This window comes from Rhodococcus sp. O3 (assembly GCF_048897285.1).
GTDB lineage: Bacteria > Actinomycetota > Actinomycetes > Mycobacteriales > Mycobacteriaceae > Rhodococcus.
The window spans coordinates 1-6242 of record NZ_JBMBTE010000191.1 but is presented as its reverse complement, the minus strand read 5'-3'; the positions used below and the strand labels follow the sequence as shown (position 1 = coordinate 6242).

The following is a 6242-nucleotide window of genomic DNA, read 5'->3' as shown; positions in this document are numbered from 1 at the left end:
GCCGCGCGGGCATCTCACGATCGCCGACGCGTCCCGCAACAACCTGCGCAACCTCACCGTGCGGATCCCCCTCGGGGTGACGACCGTGCTCACCGGTGTCGCTGGATCCGGAAAATCCAGTCTCGCTTCGGAATTGTGACCCAGCACGAGTCGACCGTCATCGACCAGAAGCCGGTGAGCACCAACCGGCGGTCGACCCCGATCACCTACACCGGCATCGCCCCGGCGATCCGGAAACTGTTCGCCCGCCACAACGGTGTCCCGGCGAGTCTGTTCAGCGCGAACTCCGACGGCGCGTGCCCGGACTGCAACGGCACCGGCGTCGTCTATACGGATCTGGCCTTCATGGACGGCCAGGAGGTCGTGTGCGAGACCTGCCACGGCCGGCGGTTCGGACCCGAGGTGCTCGCCCACACCGTCGACGGCCTGTCGATCGCGGACGTCGACGAACTCACCATCGGGGTAGCCGTCGAACGGCTGCCCGACCCGGGCATCGCCCGCGCGCTCGCCCGGCTCGACGCCGTCGGCCTCGGCTACCTGCGTCTCGGGCAGTCCCTGAGCACCCTGTCGGGTGGGGAGTGCCAACGGGTCAAGATCGCCAGCGAACTGCACAGTGCCGACCACCCGACCGTGTACGTCCTCGACGAACCCACCACCGGTCTGCACATGACCGACGTCGGCACCCTGCTGGGCGTTCTCGACGCTCTCGTCGACGACGGTCACACCGTCGTCGTCATCGAACACAACGTGGACGTGATCCGTCGCGCCGACTGGCTGATCGATCTCGGGCCCGGACCCGGCCGGCACGGCGGAACCGTCCTGTACGAGGGGCACGTCGCCGAGTACGCGGGACGGGACACTCCGACCGGCCGGGCGCTGGCCGGGTGACGGTCCCGGCCGTTCACCGTCCACGTTTTCCGAGTCGAGGGCCCCAGGCACTAATGTGGGCGCAGTGAGCCTGGTCCTTTTGCCTGCAGTCGACGTCGTCAACGGTGAAGCAGTTCGCCTCGTCCAGGGAGAGGCGGGTAGCGAAACCAGCTACGGCGCGCCGCGCGACGCCGCCCTCGAATGGCAGAACGCCGGAGCCGAGTGGGTGCATCTCGTCGACCTCGATGCCGCGTTCGGGCGCGGCGACAACCGGGAGCTCCTCGCCGGTGTGATCGGTGAGCTCGACGTCAAGGTCGAGCTGTCGGGTGGCATTCGCGACGACGAGACGCTCGCCGCGGCTCTCGCGACCGGCTGCGCCCGCGTGAACATCGGTACCGCCGCCATCGAGAACCCGGAATGGTGTGCCCGCGCCATCGCCGAGTACGGCGAACGGATCGCCGTCGGTCTCGACGTCAAGCTCATCGACGGCAATTGGCGCCTGCGCGGCCGCGGCTGGGTCTCCGACGGCGGCGACCTGTGGGAGACGCTGGAGCGACTCAACCAGGACGGTTGCTCCCGGTTCGTCGTCACGGACATCACCAAGGACGGCACCCTCACCGGCCCGAACCTGGACCTGCTGAGCGAGGTGGCGAACGCGACCGACGCGCCCGTCATCGCCTCCGGTGGTATCTCGACCGTCGACGACCTGCGGGCGATCGCGACGCTGGTGCCCGAGGGTGTCGAGGGTGCGATCGTCGGCAAGGCGCTCTACGCCGGACGGTTCACCCTGGCCGAAGCGCTCGACGCCGTCTCCCGCTGAGCCGATGACCGACACCGCCGATCTGCCGAGGCTGCTTGCGGTCGCGAGTGAGATCCTCGACGCCGCGGCGGAGCGGTTCGTCGCCGGTCGCGGCGCGCCCCGATCGGTCGACAAGGGACCCGACGACTTCGCCACCGAACTCGATCTCGAGCTCGAACGACGCATCACCGGAGAGCTCACCGAACGCACCGGCATCGCGGTGCACGGCGAGGAGTTCGGCGGGCCCGGCGCCGGGGCGGGCACGGTGTGGCTGCTCGACCCCATCGACGGCACCGTGAACTACTCCGCCGGCCTGCCCACCGCCGGGATCCTCCTCGCGCTCGTCCAGGACGGCGAGCCGGTGCTCGGGCTGACGTGGCTGCCGCTGGTGGGGGAGCGGTTCGCCGCGGCGATCAACGGCCCCCTGCTGCACAACGGCGTGCCCGCCGAGCCGCTGAAGCCGGGGCGGCTCGCCGACGCGATGGTCGGCGTCGGCAGCTTCGACATCGACAGCCGCGGCCGTGTCCCGGGCCGGCGACGGCTCGCGGTCATCACCGAACTGAGCCGCCGCGTGTCCCGGCTGCGGATGCACGGCTCGACCGGTGTCGACCTGGCCTACACCGCCGCCGGGGTACTCGGCGGTGCCGTGGTGTTCGGGCACCATCCGTGGGACAACGCCGCCGGGGTGGCCCTGGTGCGCGCCGCCGGCGGTATCGCCACGGACTTCACCGGCGCGCCGTGGCGGATCGGTTCCGGCTCGGTGGTCGCGGCCGCGCCCGGCGTGCACGACGAGATACTCGACATACTGGAATCGGTGACCGATTCCCGCCTCGAAGGAGAACAACAGCCATGACCCTGGCAGTTCGGGTGATCCCGTGCCTGGACGTCGACGCCGGACGCGTCGTCAAGGGCGTGAATTTCGAGAACCTGCGCGACGCCGGTGACCCCGTCGAACTCGCCGCCGTCTACGACGCACAGGGCGCCGACGAACTGACCTTCCTCGACGTCACCGCCTCGAGCGGTGACCGCGGCACGATGCTCGATGTGGTCACCCGCACCGCCGAGCAGGTGTTCATCCCGCTCACCGTCGGTGGCGGTGTGCGCACCGTCGAGGACGTGGACCGGTTGCTGCGCGCCGGCGCCGACAAGGTCAGCGTGAACACCGCCGCGATCGCCCGCCCCGAGGTGCTGCGCGAGATGTCCGAGCGGTTCGGTGCCCAGTGCATCGTGCTGTCCGTCGACGCCCGCACCGTCCCCGAGGGGCAGGAACCCACCCCGTCCGGTTGGGAGGTCACCACCCACGGCGGTCGCCGCGGCACGGGCATCGACGCGGTCGAATGGGCCCGCCGCGGTGAGGAACTCGGCGTCGGCGAGATCCTGCTCAACTCGATGGACGCCGACGGCACCAAGGCCGGATTCGATCTGAAGATGATCGCGGCCGTCCGCGCCGCCGTGTCCGTGCCGGTCATCGCCAGCGGCGGCGCCGGTGCCGTCGAGCACTTCGCACCCGCTGTGAAGGCCGGGGCCGACGCGGTGCTCGCCGCCAGCGTGTTCCATTTCGGGGAACTCACCATTCCCCAGGTCAAGGAGGCCATGCGGGCAGAAGGGATCACGGTGCGATGACCAACATTCTGGACCCGCGGATCGCCGACCGGCTCAAGCGCAACGAGGCCGGGCTGTTTGCTGCCGTCGTGCAGGAGAAGTCGACCGGCGATGTGCTGATGATGGCGTGGATGGACGACGAGGCGCTCGCCCGCACCCTCGCCACCCGCAAGGCGACGTACTTCTCGCGGTCGCGCAACAGCTACTGGGTCAAGGGGGAAACCTCCGGGCACACCCAGTACGTGCACGAGGTGCGGCTGGACTGCGACGGTGACACGGTGCTGCTCGTCGTCGACCAGACCGGCGCCGCCTGCCACACCGGCACCCACACCTGCTTCGACACCGACGTGCTGCTCGCCGCCGAGTAGAACCGGCGGCGCGGGCCGGGTCCGATGCTCAGGACGCGGTGAGCGACAGGAGGAATCCGCCTCCGGCGGAGTCGATCCGCGCCGCGACCTTCAGGTCGGGTGCCAGGCGCGACATCCGGTCCACCAGCCAGGCACCGGCTTCGGTCGCATCGGCTTCCGTGGGGCAGCGTGCGACGGCGACGCGACCGCCCTTGCGGGTGAGCTGATCCACTACCCCGATGATCGGGGCGGGGTCGACGACGAAGAGGTGATCGGCCCACGGCACCACCGGTTTCACCGCGCCCTTCTTCGTGTTGCACGCGCGGTGGGCCAGTCGTTCCTGCCCGCCTTTCGCGCCCTTCTTCGCGGTGGTGAGGGCGTCGACGCTGGGCCCGCGCGGATCGTTGACCGACATGTTCGGATCCACGGGTTCGTCACACAGCCAGCATCGCCACGCGTCGCGCTCGCCCACTTCGTCCAACCTGCTCATGTCGTGAACGCTACACAGCGCGCGTGAGAAGCCCGAGGACGGTTGTGGCACAGTTTCCTGCATGCCACTGATCCAGATCAGCCAGACACCCGGCCTGACCACCGAGCAGAAGGCCGCCGTCATCGCCGCGGTCACCAAGGCCTACGCGGAGACCTCCGGCAAACCGGAGTCGTCGGTGTGGGTGACCCTCACCGAGGTGCCCCGCGAGAACTGGGGTGTGGGCGGGGTGCCGCTGGGCTGACCCGCGCGACGCCACTTCCGGCGGCGGCCGATCCGGGGGAGAGCACCATAGGATCGACGCGTGAGCACCGCGAACCTGACCCGAGCCGAGACCGCGACCCGCGCGAACGCCGTCCGCGTCCACGCCTACCGCGTGCAGCTGGACCTGCGGGATGCGCCCGATCCGGCGACCAGCGGCTTCGCGACCACCACCACGATCGAGTTCACCTCGACGAGCAGTGAGACCTGGCTCGACTTCCTGGGTCCGTCCGTCGAGTCCGTCACCGTCAACGGCGTGCCCGTCGCGGTCGCGTACGACGGGGCGCGGATCGCGTTGAGCGGGCTGGCCGAGGACAACGTCGTGACGGTCGCGGCGACCGGCGAGTACAGCCGGTCCGGGGAGGGTCTGCACCGGTTCGTCGACCCCGCCGACGGACAGACCTACCTCTACACCCAGTACGAGCCGGCCGACGCGCGCCGCGTCTTCGCGTGCTTCGAGCAGCCGGATCTCAAGGCGCCGTTCACCTTCGACGTGTCCGCACCCGAGCGATGGCAGGTCGTGTCCAATCAGGCGGTTGCGCACCGGAATTCGGTGCCCGGTGGGCAGCGCGTGGTGTTCGCGCCGACCCCGCCGATGTCCACCTACATCACGGCCGTCGTCGCCGGCCCCTATCATCTGGTCGAATCATCATGGAGCCGAGACGATCTCGCCGTCGACCTCGGTGTGCTGTGCCGGGCGTCGCTCGCGCAGTACCTCGACGCCGACGCGATCGTCGAGATCACCAGGCAAGGACTGGATTTCTTCGCCGAGCACTTCGGCTACCCGTACCCCTGGGGCAAGTACGACCAGGTGTTCGTGCCCGAATACAACCTCGGTGCGATGGAGAACCCCGGCTGCGTCACCTTCACCGAGTCCTACGTCTTCCGGGGTGCGGCGACCGCAGCGCAGTACCAGGGCCGGGCGAACACGATCCTGCACGAGATGGCGCACATGTGGTTCGGCGACCTCGTCACCATGAAATGGTGGGACGACCTGTGGCTCAAGGAATCCTTCGCCGACTACATGGGATCGCTTGTCAGCGCCGAGGCCACCGAGTTCACCGACGCGTGGGTGGCGTTCGCGAACCGGCGCAAGGCGTGGGCATACCTGCAGGACCAGTTGCCCACCACGCATCCGGTGGTCGCGGACATCGTCGACCTCGAAGCCGCCAAACTGAACTTCGACGGCATCACCTACGCCAAGGGCGCCTCCGTCCTGAAGCAACTCGTCGCGTACGTGGGCCGGGACGCGTTCTTCGAAGGTGCCCGCCGCTACTTCCGTGCCCACGCCTTCGGCAACACCACCCTCGATGATCTGCTCACCGAACTGTCGGCGACCTCGGGGCGTGATCTGACCGGCTGGGCGCGCGCGTGGCTGCAGACCACCGGCGTCTCCACGCTCACCCTCGAACCCGCCGGCAGCGGCGGGTTCGAGATCGTCCAGAGCGATCCGCGACCGCACCGCCTCGCTGTCGGGCAGTACGACTTCGACGAAAGCGGAAACCTGGTGCGGCGCTACCGCATCGAGGTCGATCTCGAACAGCGCCGCACGCGGGTGGACCTCGCCGACGCACCGCTCACGCTGCTCAACGACGACGACCTCACCTACGCGAAGATCCGGCTCGACGCGCGCTCCCTCGCCACCGTCGAGGAGTCGCTCGAGCGGATCACCGATCCGCTGGCCCGCGGTCTCGTGTGGTCGGCGCTGTGGAACGCCACCCGCGACGCCGAGTTGCTCGCCACCCGATACGTGGCGATGGCGCAGCGCTTTGCCCCGGCCGAATCGAATCTCGCGCTGCTCGCCGCGGTGCAGACCAACGTCGCCACCGCGATCGAGCACTACCTGCCGGAAGCGGCGCGCCCCGGCTATCGTCGCGCG

General features: G+C 69.4%; 8 protein-coding genes. 7 read left to right on the top strand and 1 reads right to left on the bottom strand.

Annotated features, from left to right (window positions below; all coding sequences use genetic code 11):
• The first annotated feature begins 135 nt into the window (after window positions 1-135).
• From ACN675_RS27045 to hisI, 5 genes are all read left to right on the top strand, one after another.
• Entirely contained in the window at window positions 136-888 is a 753-nt protein-coding gene (locus tag ACN675_RS27045; protein ID WP_420753752.1) for an ATP-binding cassette domain-containing protein, read from the top strand.
• 64 nt (window positions 889-952) lie between these two features.
• Window positions 953-1687, top strand: coding sequence for a bifunctional 1-(5-phosphoribosyl)-5-((5-phosphoribosylamino)methylideneamino)imidazole-4-carboxamide isomerase/phosphoribosylanthranilate isomerase PriA (gene priA / locus ACN675_RS27040; RefSeq protein ID WP_420753751.1), 735 nt, complete (start codon window positions 953-955; stop codon window positions 1685-1687).
• A 4-nt stretch (window positions 1688-1691) separates the two neighbouring features.
• Complete coding sequence (locus ACN675_RS27035) at window positions 1692-2519, top strand: inositol monophosphatase family protein (protein ID WP_420753750.1); 828 nt, start codon at window positions 1692-1694, stop codon at window positions 2517-2519.
• Complete coding sequence (gene hisF, locus ACN675_RS27030; RefSeq protein ID WP_420753749.1) at window positions 2516-3289, top strand: imidazole glycerol phosphate synthase subunit HisF; 774 nt, start codon at window positions 2516-2518, stop codon at window positions 3287-3289. The genes ACN675_RS27035 and hisF overlap by 4 nt, the downstream gene beginning before the upstream one ends.
• Entirely contained in the window at window positions 3286-3636 is a 351-nt protein-coding gene (gene hisI / locus ACN675_RS27025) for a phosphoribosyl-AMP cyclohydrolase (protein WP_420753748.1), read from the top strand. The genes hisF and hisI overlap by 4 nt, the downstream gene beginning before the upstream one ends.
• Window positions 3637-3664: 28 nt before the next feature.
• Here the strand turns inward: hisI and ACN675_RS27020 are convergent, their stop codons facing one another.
• Complete coding sequence (locus ACN675_RS27020) at window positions 3665-4105, bottom strand: hypothetical protein (protein ID WP_420753747.1); 441 nt, start codon at window positions 4103-4105, stop codon at window positions 3665-3667.
• A 61-nt stretch (window positions 4106-4166) separates the two neighbouring features.
• Here ACN675_RS27020 and ACN675_RS27015 point away from each other — a divergent pair, with 61 nt between their 5' ends.
• Together ACN675_RS27015 and pepN are read left to right on the top strand one after the other, a co-directional pair.
• Window positions 4167-4346, top strand: coding sequence for a tautomerase family protein (locus ACN675_RS27015; RefSeq protein WP_197252026.1), 180 nt, complete (start codon window positions 4167-4169; stop codon window positions 4344-4346).
• 60 nt (window positions 4347-4406) lie between these two features.
• Window positions 4407-6242, top strand: a 1836-nt coding sequence (gene pepN, locus ACN675_RS27010) for an aminopeptidase N (RefSeq protein WP_420753746.1), incomplete at its 3' end; no start/stop codon positions are given.